At 69.2% G+C, this 22582-nt stretch carries 21 protein-coding genes, 1 tRNA gene and 2 pseudogenes; 13 read left to right on the plus strand and 11 right to left on the minus strand.

All coding sequences use genetic code 11. From position 1 onward, the window contains the following. Positions 1-42 precede the first annotated feature (42 nt). Positions 43-507, plus strand: coding sequence for a glutathione peroxidase (locus ON33_RS01780; protein WP_373281008.1), 465 nt, complete (start codon positions 43-45; stop codon positions 505-507). A 1-nt stretch (position 508) separates the two neighbouring features. Here ON33_RS01780 and ON33_RS01785 read toward each other — a convergent pair. Both ON33_RS01785 and ON33_RS01790 read right to left on the minus strand, forming a co-directional pair. Next, a pseudogene (locus ON33_RS01785) lies at positions 509-1330 on the minus strand (cytochrome P450); the annotation flags it as partial. Positions 1331-1389: 59 nt separating this feature from the next. Continuing rightward, positions 1390-1953: a TetR/AcrR family transcriptional regulator gene (locus tag ON33_RS01790; RefSeq protein ID WP_040854110.1), complete on the minus strand. Its 564-nt coding sequence runs from the start codon at positions 1951-1953 to the stop codon at positions 1390-1392. 119 nt (positions 1954-2072) lie between these two features. Here ON33_RS01790 and ON33_RS01795 point away from each other — a divergent pair, with 119 nt between their 5' ends. Then, positions 2073-2477 (plus strand): hypothetical protein, encoded by a 405-nt coding sequence (locus ON33_RS01795; RefSeq protein ID WP_040854113.1) that lies wholly within the window; start codon positions 2073-2075, stop codon positions 2475-2477. Between the two features lie 251 nt (positions 2478-2728). Here ON33_RS01795 and ON33_RS01800 read toward each other — a convergent pair whose 3' ends face one another. The 6 genes from ON33_RS01800 to ON33_RS01825 are packed head-to-tail and all read right to left on the minus strand — an operon-like array spanning position 2729 to position 8603. Next, positions 2729-3595: an LLM class F420-dependent oxidoreductase gene (locus ON33_RS01800; protein ID WP_040854116.1), complete on the minus strand. Its 867-nt coding sequence runs from the start codon at positions 3593-3595 to the stop codon at positions 2729-2731. A gap of 16 nt (positions 3596-3611) precedes the next feature. Next, complete coding sequence (locus tag ON33_RS01805) at positions 3612-5084, minus strand: FAD-dependent oxidoreductase (RefSeq protein ID WP_040854119.1); 1473 nt, start codon at positions 5082-5084, stop codon at positions 3612-3614. Positions 5085-5114: 30 nt separating this feature from the next. Further along, on the minus strand, positions 5115-5489 hold the full coding sequence (locus tag ON33_RS01810) for a carboxymuconolactone decarboxylase family protein (RefSeq protein WP_040854121.1): 375 nt from the start codon (positions 5487-5489) through the stop codon (positions 5115-5117). Beyond that, positions 5486-6370 (minus strand): NAD(P)-dependent oxidoreductase, encoded by an 885-nt coding sequence (locus ON33_RS01815; protein ID WP_040854124.1) that lies wholly within the window; start codon positions 6368-6370, stop codon positions 5486-5488. The genes ON33_RS01810 and ON33_RS01815 overlap by 4 nt, the downstream gene beginning before the upstream one ends. Further along, a complete protein-coding gene (locus ON33_RS01820; RefSeq protein WP_040854127.1) occupies positions 6367-7119 on the minus strand; it encodes an SDR family oxidoreductase in 753 nt (250 codons plus the stop codon). Before ON33_RS01820 ends, ON33_RS01815 begins: the two co-directional genes overlap by 4 nt. A gap of 11 nt (positions 7120-7130) precedes the next feature. Continuing rightward, complete coding sequence (locus ON33_RS01825; protein ID WP_040854129.1) at positions 7131-8603, minus strand: aldehyde dehydrogenase; 1473 nt, start codon at positions 8601-8603, stop codon at positions 7131-7133. Positions 8604-8836: 233 nt separating this feature from the next. On the opposite strand from ON33_RS01825, the gene ON33_RS01830 reads away from it, so the two are divergent. From ON33_RS01830 to ON33_RS01870, 9 genes are all read left to right on the plus strand, one after another. After that, positions 8837-10042, plus strand: coding sequence for a cytochrome P450 (locus tag ON33_RS01830; protein WP_040854131.1), 1206 nt, complete (start codon positions 8837-8839; stop codon positions 10040-10042). Continuing rightward, on the plus strand, positions 10042-10845 hold the full coding sequence (locus ON33_RS01835; RefSeq protein WP_040854133.1) for an SDR family oxidoreductase: 804 nt from the start codon (positions 10042-10044) through the stop codon (positions 10843-10845). Before ON33_RS01830 ends, ON33_RS01835 begins: the two co-directional genes overlap by 1 nt. Further along, the gene (locus ON33_RS01840; protein WP_040854136.1) at positions 10845-11048 is read left to right on the plus strand and encodes a ferredoxin; all 204 of its coding nucleotides are present in this window, start codon (positions 10845-10847) and stop codon (positions 11046-11048) included. The genes ON33_RS01835 and ON33_RS01840 overlap by 1 nt, the downstream gene beginning before the upstream one ends. A 69-nt stretch (positions 11049-11117) precedes the next feature. Then, the gene (locus ON33_RS01845) at positions 11118-11636 is read left to right on the plus strand and encodes a nuclear transport factor 2-like protein (protein ID WP_373281009.1); all 519 of its coding nucleotides are present in this window, start codon (positions 11118-11120) and stop codon (positions 11634-11636) included. After that, the gene (locus tag ON33_RS01850) at positions 11633-12886 is read left to right on the plus strand and encodes a hypothetical protein (protein ID WP_444543753.1); all 1254 of its coding nucleotides are present in this window, start codon (positions 11633-11635) and stop codon (positions 12884-12886) included. Before ON33_RS01845 ends, ON33_RS01850 begins: the two co-directional genes overlap by 4 nt. Before the next feature lie 25 nt (positions 12887-12911). Continuing rightward, the gene (locus ON33_RS01855) at positions 12912-14522 is read left to right on the plus strand and encodes an acyl-CoA synthetase (RefSeq protein WP_040854143.1); all 1611 of its coding nucleotides are present in this window, start codon (positions 12912-12914) and stop codon (positions 14520-14522) included. 87 nt (positions 14523-14609) lie between these two features. Continuing rightward, entirely contained in the window at positions 14610-15323 is a 714-nt protein-coding gene (locus ON33_RS01860) for an acetoacetate decarboxylase family protein (protein WP_051151534.1), read from the plus strand. Continuing rightward, entirely contained in the window at positions 15320-16090 is a 771-nt protein-coding gene (locus ON33_RS01865) for an SDR family NAD(P)-dependent oxidoreductase (protein ID WP_040854145.1), read from the plus strand. Before ON33_RS01860 ends, ON33_RS01865 begins: the two co-directional genes overlap by 4 nt. A gap of 214 nt (positions 16091-16304) precedes the next feature. Next, on the plus strand, positions 16305-18086 hold the full coding sequence (locus tag ON33_RS01870; protein ID WP_040854148.1) for an ABC transporter ATP-binding protein: 1782 nt from the start codon (positions 16305-16307) through the stop codon (positions 18084-18086). Between the two features lie 66 nt (positions 18087-18152). On the opposite strand, the gene ON33_RS01875 is transcribed toward ON33_RS01870, so the two are convergent. Beyond that, a complete protein-coding gene (locus ON33_RS01875) occupies positions 18153-18974 on the minus strand; it encodes a crotonase/enoyl-CoA hydratase family protein (RefSeq protein WP_040854151.1) in 822 nt (273 codons plus the stop codon). Between the two features lie 137 nt (positions 18975-19111). Here ON33_RS01875 and ON33_RS01880 point away from each other — a divergent pair, with 137 nt between their 5' ends. Beyond that, positions 19112-20701: a succinic semialdehyde dehydrogenase gene (locus ON33_RS01880; RefSeq protein ID WP_040854154.1), complete on the plus strand. Its 1590-nt coding sequence runs from the start codon at positions 19112-19114 to the stop codon at positions 20699-20701. A 60-nt stretch (positions 20702-20761) separates the two neighbouring features. Here ON33_RS01880 and ON33_RS37865 read toward each other — a convergent pair whose 3' ends face one another. Beyond that, positions 20762-21382, minus strand: coding sequence for a YbhB/YbcL family Raf kinase inhibitor-like protein (locus tag ON33_RS37865; protein WP_051151535.1), 621 nt, complete (start codon positions 21380-21382; stop codon positions 20762-20764). Positions 21383-21546: 164 nt separating this feature from the next. Here ON33_RS37865 and ON33_RS01890 point away from each other — a divergent pair. Beyond that, positions 21547-22404, plus strand: a pseudogene (locus tag ON33_RS01890) (helix-turn-helix transcriptional regulator). An 82-nt stretch (positions 22405-22486) separates the two neighbouring features. On the opposite strand, the gene ON33_RS01895 reads toward ON33_RS01890, so the two are convergent. Continuing rightward, positions 22487-22560, minus strand: a tRNA-Pro gene (locus ON33_RS01895). Positions 22561-22582 lie beyond the last annotated feature (22 nt).

Here is a 22582-nt window from a genome sequence, read left to right on the forward strand (position 1 = left end):
GTTCTAGTATTCGTGGTTGTGACGAATCTTCGCGAAATTCCGCTGCGCACGCTCACCGACAAGCCCACGACGCTGGCCGAACTGGCCGGCGACAAGGTCGTGCTGCTGGTCAATGTCGCCTCCAAGTGCGGGCTCACCCCGCAGTACACGGGCCTGGTCGAACTGCAGCAGACCTACGGGCCGCAGGGCTTCACCGTGGTCGGCGTGCCGTGCAACCAGTTCATGGGCCAGGAGCCCGGCACCGCCGAGGAGATCGCCGAATTCTGTTCCGCCACTTACGGGGTGGACTTCCCGCTGCTGGAGAAGAGCGAGGTCAACGGCGAGGGCCGGATCGCGCTGTACCAGGAGCTGACCCAGGTCGCGGACGCCGCCGGTGAGGCCGGGGACATCCAGTGGAACTTCGAGAAGTTCCTGATCGGCCGGGACGGCGTGGTGCTGGGGCGGTTCCGGCCGCGCACCGAGCCGAAGGACCCGGCGGTCGTGGCCGCCCTCGAGGGCGCGCTGTAGTTCAACCTTCCCGCGGCTGTGCGCGGCGGCGGTACCGCACCGCGCACGGCTGTCGCGGCTCCACCGTCATCCCGGAGTGGTCGTCGCGGTCACTGTCCGATGGCTGGGCGAGCTCGAACTCCCAGTCCCGCAACAGGATCGCGAAGATCACCTTCAGCTGCACGAGCGTGAAGGCCTCGTCCACTTCCGTAATCCGTGTGGTGACAGCGGGGCCCGTGGCCGCCGGGTCACCGGAATCGATGATGAGCGGTGGGTGCCGGCGCAGGACCTCCTCGAGGACCGCCTCCAGATGTGGAAGCTGCTGCCGCCCAGCGGAACTCGTGTTCAGGCCAGCTGCGCAGCGGTCGTCCAGTTCGGTGACGACCTGCGCCAGCGCCCGCGGATTCCGCAGTAATTCGAGGATCGCCCAGGCCGCCGTCTCCGACGTGGCGTGGTGCCCGGCGAACATCCCCGCGAGGAAGATTCCCGTGACCTCGCTGGGGGAGAAGGGTGGATGGCCCTGCTCGTCCGGGTCCGACACCAGCTCGTCGAGTAGGTCCCGCTCGTCCGCGCCGGTGGGTGGGTTCGCCATCCGACCGGCCATGATGTGGCGCATCCGCTTCATCAGCTGGTGGCGGGCCTCGTCGCGGCGCGGGTCGTAGAACAGGCGCGCGAAGCGACCGTCGAGTTCCTCGCGGAATCTGGGGCCGATCAGGCAGGCCGAGGACGTGTACATGGTGAGCTCGGCGAAGAAGTCGAACAGATCGATCTCGCCCGCGTCACCCCAGCCGGCCAGCATGCGGTCCACCTCGCGGGCGATGGTGGTGGCGTGGCCGCGCATCTCCCGAAGGTACAACGGGAGCTATCGCCCGGCAAGAAAGTGTCATTGCCCGGCAAGCGTTCTCAGCTGCGCAGAACGCGCAGCGCGAACTTCTCCATCCGATCGGCGATCTCGGCGTAGGACACGTAGCCCATGCCGGCGCGCACCAGGGCGCCCGCGTAGATCATCTCCAGGGTTTCCACGAGTTCGGGATCGGCGTCCGCGCCCAGCGCGTCGAGCAGCCGCCGCCGGATCTCGCCGCCGATCCGCAGCCGCAGGTGGGCCACATCCGGGTCGGTGCTCAGCAGCGCGGCTGTGACCGCGCCCGCGAGGGTCGGCTCGTCGGCCAGCAGCAGCGCGATCTGCCGCAGCACCGCCAGTACCCGCGCGGTCGAGTCGAGGCCCTCCCCGGCCGGTGGTTCGGTGGCGGCCAGCCGCCGCCAGAACATCTCCGCGACCAGGTGTTCCTTCGACGAGAAGTAGGTGTACGCGGTGGCCGTACCGACCCCGGCCTGCGCCGCCACCATGCGCACGGTGAGCCCCGAGAACCCCTCGCGTGACAGCACATCCATGGCGGCTCGCGTGAGCCGGTCCACGGTATCGGCCTGCTTCTCGGTGAGCCGCCGGCGAGTGGCCTCCATGCTCACCGATGAGCGGGCGGAAAGGGGATCAGACACGTGTCCGGATGCTACTATCACCGAGCCCGCCGAGCAACTCGCGACATACCCGACCCGCATGAATGAGCGCGCCCCGGAAAGGCTTTCGAATGACCCCCGCCGCGCTCTCCGCCACCCCGCGCGAATTGCCCGCTCTCCTGGCCCGAATCCCCGAATTCCTCGCCCCGGACGAGGCCCGCGCCCTGTCCGAGGCCGCCCGCACCTACGCCGGCCGGGGCGCGATCCTGGAAATCACCCCGGCCGCCGATCCCACCGGTTACGACCAGGCGATCCGCGACTGGCGTACGCCCCTCCGCCTGCTCCTGATTCTCGACCCGAACCCGGCGGCGGCCGACCGCGCCTACGACGACTGGGCGCACTGGATCGCCGGCGGCGGCCTCCTCGCCCTCCGCTCGGACACCCTCCATCACCGAGCCCTCGCCACCGGAAAATTCCGCGAACTCACTCCGGCCGGCGGCCTCCATATCCTCCAGCGCATCGCCGCCTGCAACTAGCCCCGCACGTCCACGTCGGCGGCCGCGCCCGCATTCAGCGCTGCTCGACCCAGGCGAGAACGTATCGGTCAGCACCCGAGCGGTGTCCTCATGGACGATGAACACCGCGGTCGGCTCGGACAGGGCGGGCATCGGCGGCAGCGACTCGAACACCGCTCGAGCGTACGGTCGATGGCGCCGTGCCGAATCCGGCGGCGAATGGGCAACCGGTGCCCGGTCGCGACCCGCCTCGCGGCGGGTCGCGTTGCGGGTCAGACCGATTGGTTGTTCAGGCCGAGCGGGGCCAGTTTGCCGGCGAGGCGATCGAGGTAGGCGAGCACCTCGGCTTCGGACTTGTCGGGGAGCCCGTAGAGGACGTCGGTGACGCCGGCTTCGGCCCAGGCCGCGAGCTTGTCGGGGTCGGGTTTGTAGGCGAGGGCCACGACGCGCGGGGCGCCTTCCCGGCCCGCCTCCTGCCAGTGCTTCATCAGCAGGGTGGTGGAGGCGGAGACGTCGGATTCGTAGGGGGTCGTGATCCAGCCGTCGCCGGAGCGGGCGATCCACTTGAACGTCTTCTCGGTGCCGCCCGCGCCGATCAGGAGGGGGATGTGGGACTGGACCGGCTTGGGCCACGCCCAGCTGGGGCCGAAGGAGACGAAATCGCCCTCGTAGGAGGCCTCCTCCTCGGTCCAGAGGGCGCGCATGGCCTCGACGTATTCGCGCAGGACCGTACGGCGCTTGTTGCCGGGCACGCCGTGGTCGGTGAGTTCATCGGTGTTCCAGCCGAATCCGGCGCCGAGGGTGACGCGGCCGCCGGAAAGGTGATCAAGCGTGGCGATGGTCTTGGCGAGGGTGATCGGGTCGCTCTCGGTGGGCAGCGCCACCGCGGTGGACAACTCGATGCGGGAGGTGACCGCGGCGGCCGTGCCCAGCGCCACCCAGGGGTCGAGGGTGCGCATGTAGCGGTCGTCGGGAAGTTCCGACGTACCGGTCTGCGGGTGGGCGGCGTCGCGCTTGACGGGGATGTGGGTGTGCTCGGGGACGAAGAAGGAGTCGAAGCCTCGATCTTCGGCGGCCTCGGCGGCGGCCGCGGGCGTGATGCCGCGGTCACTGGTGAACAGGACGATGCCGAATCGCATTGGGGGTCGGCTCCTTTCAGAGCTGCTTGGCGGCGGAGACGCCGGCGCGGCGGCCGTAGAAGCTGCCGTCGCCGAGAGAACAACCGGAGGCGTAGCCGCCGGCGCAGATGCCGGAGGTGACGCGGCCCGCGGCGTACAGGCCGGGGATGGGTTCCCCGGAGACGTGGAGAACGCGGGAATCCAGGTCGGTGCGCAGACCGCCGAGGGTGAAACCGCCGGTATAGCCGCACAGGTCGAAGGCGCCGAGCGGGGTGCGGATGGGCTTCACCCACTCGGTCTTCTTGTGCAGCAACGGATCCTCGCCGCGCTCCGCGTGCAGGTTGTAGAGGTCGATGGTGGCCTGCAGCGTGTGCTCCGGCAGCCCCATCTCGCCCTCCAGCTCCGCGACCGTCTCGGCCACCCACTTCGGCGCGGTGCGCAGGAACGACAGCGAGGACCGGGTCTCCATCGCCTCCTCCAGCGCGAGTTCGTCGATCACCAGGTAGGCCTTGTTGCCCTGATCCTGCAGCACGGCCTGTCCCATGCGCCCGGCGTAGGTGTCCTCGGTGATGAACCGCTGCCCGCGCCCGTTCACCAGGATGCCGCGCGCCACCAGTTGCGGATCCACGATCAGCGCCACCTCGGTGGCGTCCATGTGCGCGAGATCGGCGCCCAGCGCCTGGGCGACCCGGATGCCGATGCCGTCGTGCTCCTCGACGGTGGCGGTGGGCCGGCCGGAGATCTTGGGCGCGAAGCGTTCGACCATCTCATGGTTGTAGGCGAAGCTGCCGGTGGCCAGCACTACGCCGCGCTCGGCGCGCACGTACACCGGCTTGCCGTAGCGGGTGGCGACCACGCCGACCACGCGCCCGGTCTCGTCGACGACCAGCCGGCGCAGGCGCACATCGTATTCGTGGCGCACGCCGAGCTCCCCGGCCTTCTCGGCGAGGGGCTCCATCAGCATGTAGCCGCCGCCCTTCTCGCCCAGCTTCTTGTCCTTGGTCCAGGCCAGGTGACCGCGCGGGGCGGGCGGCACGGAATCCTTGAACGGCGCGGCGTTCTCGCCGCCGGAGTACATCAGGCCCTGGTCGCCGGGCGGTTCGTAGCCGGGCTCGCCCCAGAACTCCTCCTTGAACGGAACGCCCTGGGCGACAAGCCAATCGAAGTGCGCGATGCTGCCCTGGCAGTAGTCGTGGATCTTCGCCTTGTCCACGCCCGGCCCCAGGGCCGCAGTGAGGAACGCCTCCATGTTCTCGGCGGTGTCCTCGAACCCCAGCTTCCGCTGCAGGGCCGTGCCGCCGCCGAGATAGATGAAGCCGCCGGACATGGCGGCCGCACCGCCCCAGCCGCCGGTGCGTTCCAGCACCAGGACATCGGCCCCGGAGCGCGCGGCCTCGATGGCCGCGCACACCCCGGCGATGCCGAAGCCGACGACCACGACATCGGCCCGATAGTCCCAGGTCTCGACCTCACTGGCCGGGACCGGCCGGACGCTTGCGGTATCCGCCATTGTCTCTGTATTCCTCACTGCGGGTTGGGATTACTTCTTCTTGTCCTTGGCCAGCGTCTTGCGAATGACGGTGTCCAGCTTGGTGGCCGCGGGCCAGCCCACGTAGTGGGCCAGGAACACGGCGATCTCGCGCAGCTGGTCGGCGTCGAACTCGCCGTTGCGCAGGGCCGCGCCCACTTGGATCTCGGCGATCTCGGAGTGGCCCTGCGCGACGATCACGCCGAGCAGCAGCAGCCGCCGGTCCCGCAGGGTCAGGCCGGGCCGATTCCAGATGTCGGCGAAGAGGTGGTCGACGGTGACCTCGAAGAACGGGTCATCGGTGAGGTTCGGCAGATCGAACCCGTACACCTCGGACATCTTCTTCAGGCCGGCCTGCCGCTGTTCGGACGGACTCTGGTCACTCATGCCTGCTCCTTCGCGATCGTTCCGGGCCCCACACCGAGCCCGTCACCCAGGTCGTGCAATGCGCGTCGCGCCAGCGGCAGTTCGACATCCAGCCGCCCTGCCAGATCCAGCGCCAGCGCCAGATCCTTCTCGCCCAGGTCGCGGACGTGGCCGAGCACCGGGAACCAGAAGTCGTCGGCCGCGACCGGCGCGGTGGTCTTGCGCAGCATGATCGCGCCGGGCCCGCCGGTGTGTGAGTCGGAGTGCCGGACCACCTTGCCGAGCGCGGCGAGGTCCAGCCCGGCCGCCTCGGCCAAACGCTGCGACTCCGACGCCGCGGTGAAGGCGACGAAGTGCAGCAGGTTGCGCGCCAGCTTCATGCGCGTACCCGCCCCGACCTCACCGGCGTGGATGACCAGGGATCCGAAGCGCCCGAACGGTTCCCGCACCAGCTCGAAGGCCGCGGCACTGCCGCCGACCATGACCGCGAGGGCCCCGCGCTGCGCGGCCGGCGCCCCGCCGCTGATCGGCGCGTCCACGAATTCCACACCGTGCGCGGCGCATTCGGCGCCGAGTTCGACGGCGGTGCGGTCGGAGATGGTGGAGTGCACGGCGATCACCGTGCCCGGCTTCGCGGTCTGCAACAGCCCGTCGGGGCCGGTAACGACCGACCGCACCTGGTCGTCGTCGAGGACCACCACCGAGATGACGGCGCACTGCCGAGCCACCTCGGCGGCCGTGGCCGCGGTGGCGGCGCCCGCGTCGGTGAACGGCTGCAGCGCGTCCGGCCGCATATCGCACACCACCAGCCCGCCCGGCCATTCGACCAGGCGCTGCGCCATCGGCGCGCCCATATTGCCGAGTCCGATGAACCCGACCGAGATGTCCTTGTCCTCGCTCATGACCGGAAGACCTGCCCGCCATCGACATTGAGCACCTGGCCGGTGATCCACCCGGCGTCGTCGGACAGCAGGTACAGGCATGCCCCGACCATGTCCTCGGTGGTGCCGAGCCGCTTGAGCGCCATCTGCTTGACCAGTTGATCCACGAACTGGTCCGGCACGATGCTGCGGGTGGCCTCGGTATCGGTGGGTCCGGGCGCGATGGCGTTCACGCGAATCTTGGAGTGCCCCAGTTCGTGTGCCAGCTGCTGGGTGAGGCTGTTGATGCCGGCCTTGGCCAGCCCGTAGAACCCGGAGTAGGTCCAGGCCGCGGTCGACGACTGATTGACGATCGACCCGCCGCCCTCGGCCGCGATGTGCTTGTACACCGCGCGCGTCATGTTCAGTGCCCCATCGAGATTCACGGACATGAACTTCTTGTAGTACTCCCACGGCACGGAGACCAGGAGGTCGAGCTTCATGTCGCCGTAGATGGCGGCGTTGTTGACCAGATGGTCGATGCCGCCGAACTCGGCGACGGTGAAGTCGGCGACCGCCTTGGCGGAGGCCGGGTCGGCCACGTCGACCTGCGCGAAGACCGCGACGCCGCCGTCCGCGGTGATTTCTTTGGCGACGGTCTCGCCCAGCTCGCTGTTGAGGTCGGCGACAACCACTTTCGCGCCCTCGGCGGCCAGTGCCCGCGCGTAGGCGGCGCCGATGCCGCGCGCGGCCCCGGTGACGATGATCGACCTGTCGGTGAATCGGTTCATGTCGGTACTCCTCAGACGCCGGTCGCGATGAGTTTGGTCTCGGTGTATTCCTCGAAGCCGAGGACGCCCATTTCCCGGCCGATGCCGGACTGCTTGTAGCCGCCGAAGGGCGCGTCGGCCGAATACCAGATGCCGCCGTTGACACTGAGCGTCCCCGTGCGCACGCCCTCCACGACCGCGCGCAGCCGCTCGGGATCGCGTCCCCACACCGAGCCGGACAGGCCGTAGGGGGAGTCGTTGGCGATGCGGACGGCATCCGCGTCACCGTCGTGCGGGATGACGGTGAGGACGGGCCCGAAGATCTCCTCCTGGGCCACGGTGGAACTGTTGGGCAGCCCCGTGATCAGTGTCGGCTCGATGAACCAGCCGCCCGCGCGGTCGGGTCGCCCGCCGCCGGTGACGATGGTGCCGCCCTCGGCGCGCGCGATGTCGAGATAGCGTTCGACGCGCGCCAGCTGCCGCTCGGAAATGACGGGGCCGCACACGGTTCCGGCCTCGGCCGGATCCCCGGGCTTGATATTGGCCAGGGTGCGGGCGGCCGCCTCGACCGCCTGATCGTGCAGCTCCCGCGGTACCAGCAGCCGGGTGCTGATCGCGCACCCCTGCCCGGCGTGCACGCACACCCCGAACGCCGCGTAGCTGACCGCCGCCGCGATATCCGCGTCGTCCAGCACGATGAACGCCGATTTCCCGCCCAGCTCCAGGAACACCTTCTTCAAAGATGTCGCCGCCGCGGTCATCACGGCCCGCCCGGTCTGCGTGGATCCGGTGAACGAGATCATGTCCACCCGCGGATCGGTGACCAGCTGCGCGCCCAGCCCGTGATCGTCGGAGGTGACGATATTGACCACCCCGGCCGGAATGTCGGTCTCCTCGGCGATGATCCGTCCCACGGCCGCCGCGCACCACGGGGTGTCGGGCGCGGGCTTGAGCACGACCGTGGTCCCCGCGGCGAGCGCCGGGCCCAGCTTGGCGAAGTTGATCTGGTGGGGGAAGTTCCAGGGCGTGATCGCCCCCACGACACCGATGGGTTCGCGGCGCACCCGCCGTGAGCTCTTGATGCCCATGGGCGAGGCGATGCCGAGATCGGTTTCCCACACATAGTTCTCGGCGAGGTCGGCGAAGTAGCCGAGATCCCCGACCGGGCCTTCCAGCTGGGGGCCGCTGGTCAGCATGCGCGGGGCTCCGGCCTCGGCGATGGTGATCTCGCGCAGTTCCTCGATGTGCCCGCGCAGCGCGTCCCGCAGCTGGCGCAGACAGGTCGCGCGAAAACCCGGATCGCGGGACCAGTCGGTGGTGTCGAAGGCGGTACGGGCGGCGGCGATGGCCGCATCCATATCGGCGGCGTCGGCATTGGCGGCATAGCCGAGGGTCTCCCCGGTGGCGGGGTTGGCGGTGGTGAACACACCGCCGCCGCCGGGCGTCAGCTTGCCGCCGATCAGCAGGTGCGAACCGCCGTCGGGGACGAGATCGCTCGGGCTCATAGGTAGCTCCCATGCTGTCCGGACACGTGTACGGACTATAGGTTCGTGGCTCCGATACGCGCAAGAACCTGTTTCAGTTTGCGCGGATGTGGCCGATTCTGTTCGCGGGATTCCGTTGTCAGGCGATCCCGTCGCTAGTACCGTACAGACACATGTCCAGCTACGTGTCTCCGTTGCTGGAAATCGTTCATCGGAGCCGATGAACGCGTTATCGAAGACGAGGTGCAGACACCATGACCGCAGCCTCCCTAGAGCCGCTGCTGTTCGACCCCTACGACTACCGCATACACGAGGACCCCTACCCCGTGTACCAGCGGTTGCGCACCGAGGCGCCGGTGTACCACCACCCCGACCTGGATTTCTGGGCCCTGTCCCGGCACGCCGACGTGACCGCCGGCTTCCGGGACAACATCCGGCTCTCCAGCGCCAACGGCGTTTCCCTGGACCCCGCCGCCTGGGGTCCGCACGCGTGGCGGACCATGTCCTTCCTGGCCATGGACGATCCGCGGCATGTGCGACTGCGCAAGCTGGTCTATCAGGGCTTCACGCCGCGCCGGGTCACCGAGATGAGCGATCGCATCGGCGACATCACCCGGCGCTATCTCGAACCAGCCCTGGCCGGCGGCGATTTCGACTGGATCGAAGCGGTGGCCGGGCGGGTGCCGATGGACGTCATCTCCGAACTGCTCGGTGTCCCGGAATCCGACCGCGCCGAATTGCGCAGACTCGCCGACCTGCTCGTCCATCGGGAGGAGGGCGTGCTGGACGTGCCCGTCGCGGCCATGGAGGCCGCCCTGCAGCTGGCGGGCTACTACAACGAGATGCTGATGGCCCGGAAACGGCAGCGCACCGAGGACCTGACTTCGGCCCTGCTCGACGCCGAGGCCGACGGGGACCACCTCACCGACGAGGAGATCCTCGGCTTCATGTTCCTCATGGTGGTAGCCGGGAACGAGACCACCACGAAACTGCTGGGCAACGCCCTGTATTGGGCGGGCCGCAATCCCGGCGAATACGCCAAGGTCGCCGCGCACCCGGAACTCGTCGACGACTGGGTCGAGGAGACGCTGCGGTACGACGCGTCGAGCCAGATCCTGGCCCGCACCGCCGCCGCCGATCTCGAGTACTACGGGCAGACGATCCCGCGCGGCGCGAAGGTGCTGCTGCTGGTCGGTTCCGCCAATCGCGACTCCGCCGTCTTCCACGACCCGGACCGCTTCGACATCGAACGCGCCGACAAGGGCGGGCTGATCAGCTTCGGCCGCGGCGTGCACTTCTGCCTGGGCGCGCACCTGGCCCGGCTGGAGGCGTCGATCGTGCTGCGGGAGTTCGCCACTCGCGTCCGCGCCTACGGCATTCGCGAGTCCGGTATCCAGCGCGTGCATTCGGTGAATGTGCGCGGTTTCGCTCAACTGCCCGTCTCCGTGGAGGTCCGCTGATGACACGTTTTCCCTCGCATCCCGACCGCCGTCCCGCCATCGTCGCGGGCGCGTCCTCCGGCATCGGCGCCGCCACCGCGGAAGCCCTTGCCGCCCTGGGGCATCCGGTCGCACTGGGCGCGCGCCGGGTGGAGATATGCGAGACCCTGGCCGAGAAGATCCGCGCCGCCGGCGGTGAGGCCTTCGCCGGCCGGCTGGACGTCTCCGACACCGCCTCGGTCGACGAATTCGTCACCGCCGCCGAGAAAGAACTGGGGCCCATCGAGATCCTGGTCTCCGGCGCGGGCGATCTCGAATTCGGGCAGGCCTGGGAAATGGATCCCGACGTCTTCGAATCACAGGTCCGCGTGCACCTGATCGGCGCGCAGCGGCTCGCGCACCGGATCCTGCCCGGCATGATCGACCGGCGGCGCGGTGACTTCGTCGTGATCGGCTCCGACTGCGCGGTCCGGGTGCGTCCCGGCGCGGGCGCGTACAACGCGGCCAAGACCGGGGTCGAGGCCTTCGCCACCCAGCTGCGCATGGAACTCGAGGGCACCGGGGTGCGCTCGTCCATCGTGCGGCCGGGGCAGACCCTCACCGGCATGGGCATGCAGGCCACCCCCGAGATCGTCGGCCCGCTGCTGGAGAACTGGGTGAAATGGGGCTTTGCCCGGCACCCGCAGTTCCTGCGGCCCGCCGATCTCGCGGCGGCCGTGACCGCGGTCGTCTCCACCCCGCGCGGCGCGCACCTGGTGCTGGTGGAGGTGCAGCCGGAAGCGCCGATCCAGGACAAGCCGACACCGGAACAGGAGGAGTCCTGATGCGTCTGATCGTCGATCTCGATCTCTGCCAGGGCCACGCCGTCTGCCAGGACGAGGCCCCCGAACTCTTCGAGGTGCCCAAACACGGCCAGGTCCGGATCCTGCGTCCCGACCCCGGAGCCGATCTCGAGGCGGCCCGCGCCGCCGTCCGCTACTGCCCCACCCAGGCGCTGTCGCTCATCGACGACAGCGCGACCGAATAGCGCCACAGGAATAGCGCAACCGAACAGAAGGAGGCCGTGGTGAGCTGGTCCCGCGACGAACTCGACGAGATGATCCGCCGCTGGGTGGACGAGAACAAACAGTGTGAGGCACAGGGCGATTGGACGCCGCTCGAGCACTTCTACACCGAGGATGCCACCTACGGCTGGAACTACGGCCCGCAGCAGGAGTTCATGGCCGTCGGCCGCGACGAGATCCGTGACATCGCGCTCGGCCAGGAGATGTTCGGCCTGGAGGGCTGGACCTACCCGTATCAGGAATTCGTGGTCGACGAGCGCAGCGGCAGCGTCATCGGCTTCTGGAAGCAGATCAACGAGGGCACCCGGGCGGACGGCCGGCCCTACAGTCCGGAGGGCATCGGCGGCAGCTGGTTCCGCTACGCGGGCGACTTCCAATGGTCCTGGCAGCGCGACTTCTTCGACTTCGGCAATGTGACCGCGCTGTTCGTCGAGATGATCTCGAACGACGCGCTCTCCTCCGGCATGCGCAAGCGCATGGAACGGGCGATGACGGGTCAACCGCTGCCCGGCTGGTACCCCGTCGGAAAGGGGCCGGTACCCCTGTGGTGACCAGCAGATACGAATCGCTGACCAGATCCGAACTGGCGCTGCTGGTTCCGGAGCTACTGCTGTGCGGCCACCTGATCGACCGCTCCGGCATGGCGCACGTGCTCGGCGCGATCGGCCGCGCGGGCATGACCGCGGTGGCCATCGACGAATGGCAGCTCGCCAGCCCGGTCTACACCCGGCGCATGCGGCGGGCGCTCAACATCACCGGCGACGGCGTGGACGCCATCTTCAAGGGCTTCCAGCTGGATATCGGCGCGCCACCGCAGTTCATGGACTTCCGCTACCGGGTGATCGACCACGACCACGGCGAATTCCGCCTGGACCACTGCGGCGCGCTCGTCGACGTGGAACCGATGGGCACCGAGTTCGTGGTGGCCATGTGCCACGACATCGAGGACCCCACCTTCGACGCGACCGCACTGGCCACCAACCCGCACGCGCAGGTGCGGCCCGTGCACCGGCCGCCCCGGGAGCCGGCCGACCGGAAACCGGTGTGCGCGTGGACCGTCACCATCGATCCCGCGAACGAACCGCCGCTGCCGCACGCCGACGCCCACGTGGTGGCCGGATCCGAGGCTGCCGCCACGGTGCTGGCGTCCATCGACCCGGAAGATCCTGGGCAGCGGGACTATTCGGGACCGCTGCTGAGCGATCTGCGCTTCGCGGACTTCTCCCGGTCCGCGCTCATCCGGATCGCCGACGAGGTGAGCCTGCAACACCACCTGCTCACCCTCGGCTACAAGACGGCGGTCGAAGCCCGGACGAAACCCGATGTGGCGCGGGACATCCTGCGCAAGCAGTGGACGGGTATCGCCGGGCTCACCGCCGAACGCATCCGCGTCGCGCTCGGGCTCGGCGACGACGTCGCCGCGCTGGCCAAGGTGTTGCGGCTGCACCCGGCCTTCAATCCGGCCGCCTACGTCGACGTCGGGGTCTCCACCGAGACCGCCGGCGGCGAACAGCTGGTGGAACTGCGGATCGGGCGCGGCTGCGGCGCGATCGACGACGGCGCGTGGCCGGCCCTGCTCGACCCCGAGCATCTGGCCCCGCTCGACGCGCTGGTGCGCGGGGTGAACCCGCGCTTCCACAGCCGGGTCCGCTCAACGGACGAATGCGGCCTCACCATCGAAATCGGTTGTGCGGATTTGCCGTTCCGTGAGGCCGATGAGGTCGCCATCACCCGGTTCAGCTCCGGGGCCGGCTTCTCGTTCACCGACCGGGGCACCCCGCTGCCACTCACCGTCCTGTAGCCGGAACACACCAGGAGATACGGCCATGGCGTGCAATTTCGCCGACCTCTACGAACACTCCGCCGACGCCGTGCCGGACCGGACCGCCGTCATCGAGGGCTCGCGCCGGCGTACCTTCGCCGAACTCGACGCCCGCGCCAACCGGCTGGCCCACCACCTCGCCGCCAACGGGGCCGGGCCGGGCACCCACATCGGCTTCCACATGCACAACAGCATCGAGAGTCTCGAAACGCTGCTGGGCTGCTACAAGATTCGCGCGGTGCCGGTCAATATCAACTATCGGTACCGCGCGGACGAACTGCGCTATGTCTACGACAACGCTGACCTCGAGATGACGGTGCACCACCGCTGCTACGCGCCGCTGATCGAGGAGATCCGGCCGCAGCTGCCGAAGCTGCGGTACACCCTCGTCGTCGAGGACGACCAGGGCGGTGCGGGGCTGGCGACCGGCTCCGTCCCGTACGAGGAGGCGCTCGAATCCGGTTCGCCCGAGCGGGATTTCGGTCCGCGCAGTCCCGACGACCACTTCATCATGTACACCGGCGGCACCACCGGCCTGCCCAAGGGCGTCATCTGGCGGCAGGAGGACATGTGGCGCGTGCTGGGCGGCGGCATCGACTTCTACACCGGTGAACCGGTCGCCGACGAGTACCAGCAGTCCCGCGCCGGGGCCGAGAACCCCTCGCCCATGACCTGGTTCGTGCTGCCGCCGCTCATTCACGCCGCCGCCATGATGCCCACCTTCAACGCGCTGTGGTCGGGCAACGCGGTGGTGTTCCAGCCGCGCTTCGATCCCGACGAGGTGTGGCGAGTGGTGGCGCGGGAGCGGCCCCACGTCCTGGTCGTCACGGGCGACGCCATCGCCCGGCCGCTGGTCGACTCCTACCGGGCCGCGCCGGTGGACGCCTCCTCGCTGATCTCCATCGGTTCCGGCGCCGCCCAGCTCACCCAGCCGGTGAAGAACGAGCTGCTGGAACTGTTCCCGAGCACGCTGGTCACGGAATCCATCGGCTCCTCCGAAACCGGTTTCGGCGGAATCGGATTCGCGCAGAAGGACGACGACCCGGCCCGCGCGCCACGGGTGACCACCGGGCGCGGGGCGCTGGTGGTGGACGACGCCGGGCATCCCGTCGCGCCGGGCGGCGAGGGCTGGGTGGCCAAGACCGGCAATGTGCCGATCGGCTACTACAAGGATCCGGTCAAGACCGACAAGCTCTTCCGCAGCGTGGACGGGGCCCGGATGGTCATCACCGACGATCGCGCGCGCGTCGAGTCCGACGGGTCGGTCACCCTGATCGGCCGCGGCAACATGGTCATCAACACCGGCGGGGAGAAGGTCTTTCCCGAAGAGGTCGAGGCGACCCTCAAGGCCCATCCGGCCGTCTACGACGCGGTCGTGGTCGGGGTGCCGCACGAGCGCTGGGGTCAGCTGGTGGCGGCCGTGGTGTCGCCCACGGCGGGCGAGATCGATGTCGCGGCCCTGGTGGAGCACGTGCGTGAGCGGCTCGCGGGATACAAACTGCCGCGGCGGATCTGGGTCGCCGGGACTGTCGCGCGCACCCCGAGCGGCAAGCCCGACTATCGCTGGGCCAAGGCGTATGTGGCCGAGCGGGCGCCCGATCACGAGGCGCGCTGAGCGGTGGTACCGGGCGGGGTGACCGCGGAATGAGGAAACTCGGTCAAACCACCGCCGCCCGACACTGAAACCTGTTCTAATTCGAGCATGGTGGAGGCGCATACCGTACTCGGCGAACAGGTCCGCATGCCGGTGCAGATCCGGCATGCGGACGCCTGCTCGGCGCTGTTCCTCGTCGACGCGGCCGCGGCCCGCACCCTGCTCGCCGGCGCCGGGCTGGAGCCGATCACGCCGCTGCCCGGCAAGGCCGTGCTCTCGCTGGCCTTCGTGCGCTACATCGACGGCGACCTCGGCCCGTACCACGAATTCGCTTTCTCGCTCATGGCCCGGCAGCCCGGGCGCAAGGACAGCACCGGCGCCTACATCCACTGGCTGCCGGTCAACCAGAGCTTCACCTGCGAAGCGGGACAGTCCATCTGGGGCTTCCCGAAGCTCATGGCCGATATCGACATCACGCCGGACGGCCGCGGGCGCCGCTGCGAGGTCAGCGTCGACGGGCAGTTCGTGCTCTCGTTGCGGGTGGCCGACGGTTTCCCCATGCCCGGCGGCGCCGGCGGGGCCTCCATCGACGCCTACACCTCGCGCAACGGCATCCTGCGGCGCACACCGTGGGTCATGAATCCGGGCCAGGTCCGGGGACGGCCCGGCGGTGCGCGGATCCACCTCGGAGACCATCCGGTCTCCAGTCAATTGCGGGCGCTGGGACTCCCCGCGCGCGCACTGTTCTCCAGCCGGATCGGCGCGCTCCGCATGACCTTCGAGGACGCCGCGACGGTATTGCAGACCCGGGAGGTCCGATGAGCCGGACAGCACTCGTCACCGGAGCGGCCAGCGGCATGGGCCGCATCGTCGCCCAGCGACTCGCCGCCGCCGGCTGGCAGGTGGCCGCGGTCGACCTGAACGCCGACGGCCTGGCCGCCATGGCCGCGCGCTCGCCCAACACCCACACCTACACCTGTGACGTGTCGGACTCCGCGCAGGTCCACGCCGTCGTCGACAAGGTACGCGCGGAACTCGGGACCATCGACCGCCTGGTGCACGCGGCCGGCATGGCCCACGTGCACGCCTCCGTGCTGGACCACGACGTGGCCCAGATCCGGAAGATGATGGACGTCAACTACATCGGCACGGTCAACCTCTGCCAGGCCGTCATCCCCGCCATGAAACAGGCCGGCGCGGGCACCGTGGTGCTGTTCGCCTCGCTGGCGGGCTGGCTGCCCTCACCCGGAATGGCCGGATACACGGCCTCCAAGCACGCGGTGGTCGGTTTCGCCGACAGCCTCTCCTACGAACTGCACGGCACCGGCGTGCGACTGCTCGTGCTGTGCCCGCCCATGGTGGAGACCCCCTTCCTGGACGCGGTCCGCAAGGAGAACGACACCGTGCTCGGCAATGCGGGCGGCGCGACGCCCGAGAGCGTCGTCGACGCGCTGGAAAAGGCCCTCGCCAAACCGAAGTCGCCGCTGTTCCTGCTGCCCGGGCAGGCTCGTCCGGCCTACCTGATGCGGCGCTTCCTGCCGAACGTGGCGCGTGCCATCGTCCGGCGCACGGTGCATCCCACCGAGTAGTTCTCTCCCCGAACGTGGATGCCGGCACGTGCTCCGATCGGCATCCGCACTCGGTGCTGGGCAGCCGGGCTCTGCGGCTGCCCCGCACCGGAAACCGGTGCTCCCGCACCGGAAGCCGGCTACCGCACGGCAATAATTCGGTGGCGCGCCCTCTCCCCACCAGGCACTCTGAGCTGTCTGCACTGCTCGAAAGCGACTGTTCGAGAGGGGATGGATGAGTTCGCGCACATCCGCTGTCAGGCTGGTTCTGCGCTTCTACGGCCGGGAGATGGCCCGGCGCAAGGCAATCACGATTCCGGCCATGCTGGGACCCGCCCTCGGCAATATCTGCCAGCTCTACATCGCGCCGCTGCTGGTCGCGATGGTCGTGGGCAAGGTCGCCGCCACCGGCGACTCCTCGTTCGGCGCGCTCGCGCCGTACGTGATCGGCTTCGGCACGCTGCTGTTCCTCGCGGAAGTGTGCTGGCGCGTGGGGATCCACTGCCTCAACCGCCTGGACGCCTACGGCATCGAGAGCCTCTACAACATCGCCATGGACGAACTTCTGGCCAAGGATTCGGCGTTCTTCCACAACAACTTCGCGGGCTCGCTGACCAAGCGCGCCCTGAGCTTCGCGACCCGGTTCGAGGAGTTCGTGGACACCTTCGCCTTCGAGATCGTCGCCGCCCTGGTGCCGCTGAGCTTCGCCTCGGTGGTGCTCTGGCGCTACGACCCGATGCTGGTCGTCGTGCTGCTCGGCCTGATCGCGATCAGCGGCGTGGTGGTCGCCCCGCTGATCCGGCGCCGCCAGCACCTGGTCGACGACCGCGAGGCCGCCATCGCGCGGGTCTCGGGGCATGTCTCCGACACCCTCTCGAACATGCAGGCGGTGCGGGCCTTCGCGGCCGAGCCGCAGGAGATCGAGGAGCATCGGCGGCGGGTGGCGGTGCAGCGGCGAAAGTCCTTGCGGTCCTGGGATTACAACAACCTCTACATCGACACCGCGGTCACACCGCTGATGGTGATCGTGAATGTGTCCGGGTTGCTGATCGCCCTGGGCATCGGCGGCGGTCACGCCTCGGTCGAGGTGATCATGGTGGCTTTCACCTACTACTGGAACGCCACCGGCATCATGTTCCGGTTCAACCAGATCTACCGGCGGCTGGAGAGCTCCACCACCGAGGCCGCCCAGTTCACCGAGCTGCTGCTGGAATCGCCGACGGTGCTCGACCCGGCCGAGCCGGAACCGCTGCGCCCCAAGGACTTCGGCATCCGATTCGAGCGGGTGGACTTCGCCCACGAGGGCGCGGTGCCGCTGTTCCGCGGATTGGATCTGGAGGTGGCCGGCGGTGAGCGCATCGGCCTGGTCGGCCGGTCCGGCGGCGGTAAGAGCACGCTCACCCAGCTGCTGCTGCGCATGATGGACGTCGACGGCGGGGTCATCCGCATCGGTGGACAGGACATCTCGCGCCTGCGGCAGCGGGATCTGCGCAGCCTGCTGTCCTATGTGCCGCAGGACCCGGCCATGTTCCACCGGTCGCTGAGCGACAACATCCGCTTCGCCCGGCCCGAGGCCACCGACGAGCAGGTGCGGCGCGCCGCCAGGGCCGCGCACGTCACCGAATTCGCGGACGGGCTGCCCGAGGGCATGGACACCCTCATCGGCGAGCGCGGCGTGAAACTCTCCGGCGGGCAGCGCCAGCGGGTCGCGCTCGCGCGGGCCATCCTGCGCGACGCCCCGATCCTGCTCCTGGACGAGGCCACCAGCGCCCTCGACTCCGAGAGCGAAATCCTTGTGCAACAAGCGCTCTGGGAGTTGATGGAAGGGCGTACGGCGCTGGTGGTCGCGCACCGGTTGAGCACGGTCGCCGGCATGGACCGGCTGATCGTGCTCGATCGCGGGCGGATCGTCGAACAGGGCGGCCACGAGGAGCTGCTGCGCGGCGAGGGTACGTACGCGCAGCTGTGGCGGCACCAGTCCGGCGGCTTCCTGGGCGAGGAATTGGCCGCCCGCTGACCGTGAGGCGGCGAGGGGAGAGGTCCGTCGCCGCCTCGTCTCCAGGGGGACAGGCCCCGGAATTCCCTAGTTGCCCTGGAAGTTGGGCTTGCGCTTCTCGGCGAAGGCGCGCGGGCCCTCCTTCGCGTCATTGCTGCGGAAGACCGGCAGGCCGACCTTGGCGTCGATCTTGAACGCCTCTTCCTCGTGCATGCCCTCGGTGTCGCGGATGACCTTGAGGATCGCCTGCACGGCCAGCGGGCCGTTGTTGTTGATCAGCTCGGCGATTTCCAGGGCCTTGTCCAGCGCGGTGCCGTCCGGCACCACGTGGCCGATGAGGCCGAAGTTCAGCGCCTCGGTCGCGGTGATGTGACGGCCGGTCAGCAGCAGCTCCGCGGCGATGGTGTAGGGGATCTGGCGCGGCAGCCGCACCGCCGAGCCGCCCATCGGGAACAGGCTCCACTTCGCCTCGGAGACACCGAACTTGGCGCTCTCACCGGCGATGCGGATGTCGGTGCCCTGCAGGATTTCGGTGCCACCCGCGATGGCCGCGCCCTCCACCGCCGCGATCAGCGGCTTGGTCAGGCGGCGGCCCTTGAGCAGGCCGGGCATGCGGGACGGGTCGAACGCGCCGCCCTCCTTCATGCCGTCGTCGGGGCTGCGCTTGTTCATGTTCTTCAGGTCCGCGCCCGCGCAGAACGCGCCGCCGGCGCCGGTAAGGATGCAGGAGCGGATCTCCGGATCGTTGTCGACCGTGTCCCACGCCTCGGTCATGATCGCCAGCATCTCGCCGGTGAGGGCGTTCTTGGACTTGGGGCGGTTCATGGTGACGATCAGCGTCGCGCCGCGCTTCTCGACCAGAGCGTGCGGTTCGGTGTTGCTAGGTGTCTCAGCAGTCGCTGCGGTCATCGCCGACCCTTCTTTCCACATGGGCGAACCAGGATTCCGGCACGAAACTACCCCGCGCCGTTGTCCTGAACAATAACGTGTTCTAGTTTGGACCATGGTGACCGCCGTCACGGGCGGCAAGTACTGGAGAGAGTCCCATGAGCACAACGAGTAAGGCGAAGCTTCCGCCGCGCGTCACGGAATCCCTCATCGACCGGCTGACCGCGATGGTGACGGCGGGCACGGCCGGCGAGGCCCGCGAGCCCTTCGAGATGGTCGAGGTCTACACCGGCGACGTGGTCGGCTACCTGCCGCAATCCTCGCCCGAGGACGTCGAGGCCGCCGTCGAGATCGCCCGCGCCGCCCAGAAGGAATGGGCCGCCCGGCCGCTCAAGGACCGCCTCGCCGTGTTCGAGCGCGCACACGAGCTGATTCTCTCCGAGATCGAGACCATCGCGGACCTGATCCAGATCGGCTGCGGCAAGGCGCGCCGGATGGCCATCGAGGAGGCGTGCGACACGCCGATGGTCATCGCCCACTACCTGAAGACCGCCGAGAAGACGCTCAAGCCCAAGAAGCGCAGCGGTCCGATGCCGGTCATCACCTCCTCCACCGAGGAGCACCGGCCCAAGGGCGTGGTCGCGGTCATCGCACCGTGGAACTTCCCATTCGCCATCTCCATGTCCGACTCCACCCCCGCGCTCATGGCCGGCAACGGCGTGATCATGAAGCCGGACAACAAGACCGCGCTGTGCACTCTCTTCGGCATCGAACTGCTGCAGAAGGCGGGCCTGCCCCGCGGGCTCATCCAGGTGGTCTGCGGCGGCGGCCCCGACGTCGGCCCCACCCTCATCGACAATGTCGAATTCGTCATGTTCACCGGCTCCACCGCCACCGGCCGCACCATCGGTGAGCAGGCCGGGCGCAACCTCATCGGCTGCAGCCTGGAACTCGGCGGCAAGAACCCGATGATCGTGCTCGACGACGTCAACCTCGACGAGGCCATCCCCTCGGCCGTGTTCGCCGTCTTCGGCAACACCGGACAGGCGTGCATGCACATCGAGCGCATCTACGTGCAGGAGCGCATCTACGACGAGTACCTCCGCCGTTTCGTCGCCGCCGCCGAGGAACTCGCCGGCAAGATGGGCGCCACCTACGACTTCGACCCCGAAATGGGTTCGCTGGTCTCGGTGGATCACATGAAGCGCGTCGCCGCGCACGTCGACGAGGCCCGGGAGAAGGGCGCCACCGTCGTCACCGGCGGCAACCCCCGCCCGGACATCGGTCCCGCCTTCTTCGAGCCGACCGTCCTCACCGGCGTCACCAAGGACATGGCCCACGCCACCATTGAGACCTTCGGCCCTGTGGTCAGCATCTACAAGTACGGCACCGAGGACGAGGCCGTCGCGCTCGCCAACGACACCGCCTACGGCCTCAATGCCAGCATCTGGACCGGAAACATCGACCGCGCAACGAAACTCGCCGAGCGCGTCGAAGCCGGCGCTATCAATATCAACGACGGATTCGTCACCAGCTACGCCGCCAAGGGCACCCCGTCCGGCGGCGTGAAGCAGTCCGGCGTCGGCACCCGCCACGGCGCGGCCGGCATCCTCAAGTACACCGACACCATCAATGTCGGCGTGCAGAAGAAGCAGATCATGGCGGCCCGCGCTTCCATGCCGTACGAGAAGCAGCTCAAGTCCACCCTGGTCACCCTGCGCCTCATGCGCCGCCTGCACCTGGGCTGACAGACGTTCCGCCACCAGGGGTCCCGGCCGGACAGGCAGGGACCCCTGGTGCGTTCCGGTTCAGAGTCGCTGCGCGGTCAGCGACAGCCGGGCCACGCCGATGATATGCGAACCCATCGAGAACGAAGCGACCGTCGGGGTGGTCGCCGCGGGCAGGTCCAGGGTCGCGGTGTCCAGGGCCAGCACGGAGATCTGGTACGTGTGCGGGCGGTCGCCGGCGGGCGGACACGGACCCAGGTAGCCGGGGACACCCGCGTCGTTGACACCGGCCACGCCCGCCGTGCCCGCGGTGAAATCGGTTGCGGCGGCGGGGATGTCCCAGTTCATCCAATGCCAGAAGCCGGCGGCCGTCGGGGCGTCCGGGTCGAACATGGTGACCGCGAAGCTCTTCGCCGCGGCGGGCGCGCCGGACCAGCGCAGGCGCGGGGCGTGATTGGCGGCCGTGCAGCCGAAGGCGCCCGCGTAGAAGTCGGCCGGGAAGGCGCGATCGGCCGTGGCGTCGGCGGTGGTGACCGTGAACTGGGCGGCCGAGGCGGGTACCACGGCCCGAACCTGAACGGACGGAACCGGATTCGAGGCGGGCGTCGCGGTGGGGGAATCCTGGTCGCTGCCACACGCGGCGGCGGACAGCAGGGCCGCTACGACGAAGGTCGCGGAGACGATGCGTGCTGTGCGATTCATGGCGGTTCTCCTCGTCGTTCTGTTGACACGACGAGACTCTCGAAATCCGGCGCCGCCAGGGAGATCGTCCGCACCCTGGTATCCCGCGTACCACCCGGCCGCCCCCTAGGCTGGCGACGGGAGCCCGGACCTGCCGGGGGGCTCCGGCGAGAAGGAGTGTGAGCGTGGACACTACGGCATCCGGAAAGGAGCTGGGCGCCTTCCTGCGGGCCATGCGGGAGCGGCTGGCACCCGAGCAGGCGGGGCTGCCGAACGTCGGGCAGCGGCGCACTCCGGGCCTGCGAAGGCAGGAGGTGGCGCAACTCGCGGCCGTCAGCGTCGACTGGTACATCCGGCTCGAACAGGGCCGCGTCGGCACCCCCGGGGCGGCGATCCTGGACGCCCTCGCAGGCGCCCTGCGCCTCACCGACACCGAACGCGCGCACCTGCACCTCATCGCCCGCGGCGCCCAGCCGCCCGCCCGCCGTCCGGCCGACCCGCCGGAATCACTGCGCGCCATCCTCGACGGCCTGTCCACGCTCCCGGCCTACCTGACCGACTTCCGCCTCGACGTGCTGGCCCGCAACACCGCCGCCGCGGCCCTGTTCGGCCCCGGCTTCGAACCCGGCATCAACGCCGCCCGCCTCACCCTGCTCGATCCGGCGACCCGGGCCACCCAGCTGGACTGGGACCGGGTCGCCCGCGAAACCGTCGGCAACCTGCGCCGCAACCTGGCCCGCCACCCAGGCGACCCGCGCCTGCGCGAGGTGATCGGCGAATTACGCACGCAGAGCCGCGAATTCGCCACCTGGTGAGACGACCACACCGTCCAGGACCGCAGCCACGGCACCAAACGCATCCGGCATCCGGCCGCGGGCGACCTGACGGTCTGCTACGACAACCTCACCAGCCCCGACGGAGCCGACCACAGCATCACGGTCATCACCCCCGCGGACACCGCGACCGCCGCCGCCCTGCGCACCATCCTCACCGACCACGCGGATCGCCTGGGCGGCACCCGCCTTCGCCCGATCGCCGGCTGAGACCGGCCCCCGGAACGTCACAAAACACAAAACCCCCGGCTCTCGAAAGAGCCGGGGGCCGAGTTGTGTCTCAACCACACAGTCGGGGTGACAGGATTTGAACCTGCGACCTCTTCGTCCCGAACGAAGCGCGCTACCAAGCTGCGCCACACCCCGTGAAGCGAACGTGCAGTAGCTT

The sequence above is a fragment of the Nocardia niigatensis NBRC 100131 genome (assembly GCF_000308655.1).
In the GTDB taxonomy this organism is placed as follows: domain Bacteria; phylum Actinomycetota; class Actinomycetes; order Mycobacteriales; family Mycobacteriaceae; genus Nocardia; species Nocardia niigatensis.

What these genes read in the sequence shown, in the direction of transcription:
- ON33_RS01870 (WP_040854148.1), top strand. Translation starts at nt 16,305, where the DNA reads ATGAGTTCGCGCACATCCGCTGTCAGGCTGGTTCTGCGCTTCTACGGC.
- ON33_RS01830 (WP_040854131.1), top strand. Translation starts at nt 8,837, where the DNA reads ATGACCGCAGCCTCCCTAGAGCCGCTGCTGTTCGACCCCTACGACTAC.
- ON33_RS01810 (WP_040854121.1), bottom strand. Translation starts at nt 5,489, where the DNA reads ATGAGTGACCAGAGTCCGTCCGAACAGCGGCAGGCCGGCCTGAAGAAG.
- ON33_RS01795 (WP_040854113.1), top strand. Translation starts at nt 2,073, where the DNA reads ATGACCCCCGCCGCGCTCTCCGCCACCCCGCGCGAATTGCCCGCTCTC.
- ON33_RS01835 (WP_040854133.1), top strand. Translation starts at nt 10,042, where the DNA reads ATGACACGTTTTCCCTCGCATCCCGACCGCCGTCCCGCCATCGTCGCG.
- ON33_RS01840 (WP_040854136.1), top strand. Translation starts at nt 10,845, where the DNA reads ATGCGTCTGATCGTCGATCTCGATCTCTGCCAGGGCCACGCCGTCTGC.
- ON33_RS01880 (WP_040854154.1), top strand. Translation starts at nt 19,112, where the DNA reads ATGAGCACAACGAGTAAGGCGAAGCTTCCGCCGCGCGTCACGGAATCC.
- ON33_RS01805 (WP_040854119.1), bottom strand. Translation starts at nt 5,084, where the DNA reads ATGGCGGATACCGCAAGCGTCCGGCCGGTCCCGGCCAGTGAGGTCGAG.
- ON33_RS01865 (WP_040854145.1), top strand. Translation starts at nt 15,320, where the DNA reads ATGAGCCGGACAGCACTCGTCACCGGAGCGGCCAGCGGCATGGGCCGC.
- ON33_RS01860 (WP_051151534.1), top strand. Translation starts at nt 14,610, where the DNA reads ATGGTGGAGGCGCATACCGTACTCGGCGAACAGGTCCGCATGCCGGTG.
- ON33_RS01855 (WP_040854143.1), top strand. Translation starts at nt 12,912, where the DNA reads ATGGCGTGCAATTTCGCCGACCTCTACGAACACTCCGCCGACGCCGTG.
- ON33_RS01815 (WP_040854124.1), bottom strand. Translation starts at nt 6,370, where the DNA reads ATGAGCGAGGACAAGGACATCTCGGTCGGGTTCATCGGACTCGGCAAT.
- ON33_RS01845 (WP_373281009.1), top strand. Translation starts at nt 11,118, where the DNA reads ATGATCCGCCGCTGGGTGGACGAGAACAAACAGTGTGAGGCACAGGGC.
- ON33_RS01820 (WP_040854127.1), bottom strand. Translation starts at nt 7,119, where the DNA reads ATGAACCGATTCACCGACAGGTCGATCATCGTCACCGGGGCCGCGCGC.
- ON33_RS01825 (WP_040854129.1), bottom strand. Translation starts at nt 8,603, where the DNA reads ATGAGCCCGAGCGATCTCGTCCCCGACGGCGGTTCGCACCTGCTGATC.
- ON33_RS01875 (WP_040854151.1), bottom strand. Translation starts at nt 18,974, where the DNA reads ATGACCGCAGCGACTGCTGAGACACCTAGCAACACCGAACCGCACGCT.
- ON33_RS01800 (WP_040854116.1), bottom strand. Translation starts at nt 3,595, where the DNA reads ATGCGATTCGGCATCGTCCTGTTCACCAGTGACCGCGGCATCACGCCC.
- ON33_RS37865 (WP_051151535.1), bottom strand. Translation starts at nt 21,382, where the DNA reads ATGAATCGCACAGCACGCATCGTCTCCGCGACCTTCGTCGTAGCGGCC.